This is a genomic window from Georgenia daeguensis, assembly GCF_039537705.1.
In the GTDB taxonomy this organism is placed as follows: domain Bacteria; phylum Actinomycetota; class Actinomycetes; order Actinomycetales; family Actinomycetaceae; genus Georgenia; species Georgenia daeguensis.
In genome coordinates, this window is record NZ_BAABBA010000073.1 from 1 (window position 1) to 1444 (window position 1444).

General features: G+C 66.9%; 1 protein-coding gene. It reads left to right on the forward strand.

All coding sequences use genetic code 11. The features are described from left to right. On the forward strand, positions 1-1410 hold a 1410-nt coding region (locus ABD774_RS21455; protein ID WP_345045804.1), incomplete at its 5' end, for a tyrosine-type recombinase/integrase. Positions 1411-1444: the final 34 nt, after the last annotated feature.

Here is a 1444-nt window from a genome sequence, read left to right on the forward strand (position 1 = left end):
CTCGACGCGCTCATGCATCACCGTGGCCAAGCACCCTCCCCGGACAAGCGACGACGCTGGATTCACCGGCCCGTCGCCGAAGTCGACTGGGACCACCTCGAAGCCCACGCCCCGGTCATGACCGCAACAATGCGTCGCTACCTGCATCAATGCTCCCTGTCACTACGCCCGGCGTCGGTCACCTTGTTCGACACCACGCTCCGCCAGTTCGCCGGTTACCTCATCCACCACCACAGCGCCGACCAGCACGGCACCGATCCCGGCGGCGACGGCGACGTTCACCTGGTGGTGCGGGTCGCGGACATCGATCGCGCACACGTCGAGGGCTACAAGACCTGGCTCGCAGCACGGCCGGGACACCGAGGCAAGCCGCTGACCAAGACGACCCTGGCCATGCGCATGGGCCACCTGCGCTCGTTCTTCACCCGGATCATCGAGTGGGGCTACGACGACGTCCCCGCCCGGGTACCCGTGTACCGCGACGACCGTCCCCGCCTGGACAAGCCACTTCCGAAGTTCCTCGACGACGCCCAGGCAGCCGCGTTCATGGCTGCCGCCCGAGCACTGCCGAACCGACTCGACCGGCTCATCGTGCAGACCCTGGCCCGTACCGGGATGCGGCGCGGTGAACTGCTCGGCCTCACCATCGACGCCGTCGTCCAGATCGGCACCGGCTATTGGCTGCGCACCCCCATCGGCAAGCTCCACAACGACCGGTACATCCCCTTGGACCCGCAGCTGAAGACCCTGATCGACGACTGGCTCGCCGACCGTCCCGACTGGCAGGCCAGCGACCTGCTCCTACTCGACCGGGGCCGCCCGATCCCACCGACCCGCATCGACAAGGCCGTCGCGAAGGCCGCATCCGGTGCCGGGCTCGGCCACGTCCACCCCCACCAACTGCGTCACACCCTTGCCACCCAAGCCATCAACCGCGGCATGAGCCTGGAAGCCATCGCCGCTCTGCTCGGACACGCTGACCTGTCCATGACCATGGTCTACGCCCGGATCGGGGACCGCACCGTCGCCGACCAATACTTCAACGTCACCCGCAAGATCGAGTCCCTCTACGCCACGACCACACCCACCACGACAGATGTCGCAAAGAGCGCCACCGGCACCAAGCGCGCAACAGGTGTGCGCCTACCCGCCGACGCGGCCGGACCAGCCATGACCAGCCTGCACGCTGAGGTAAGCAAGCGTCTACTCGGCAACGGCTACTGCGCCCGCCCGATCGAGCTCGACTGCCGCTACGAAACCATCTGCGAGTCCTGCACCATGTTCTTCACCACCATCGAACACCGCCCCACCCTGCAAGCCCAACGCGACGACGCCTGCGCCAAAGGCCAAACCCGCCGCGCCGAGGTCTACACCAACCTCCTCGAACGCCTCGATCAAACCCCCGCTTGACAGACATCACCCACATAAGCGCTCGCTTGCCGCA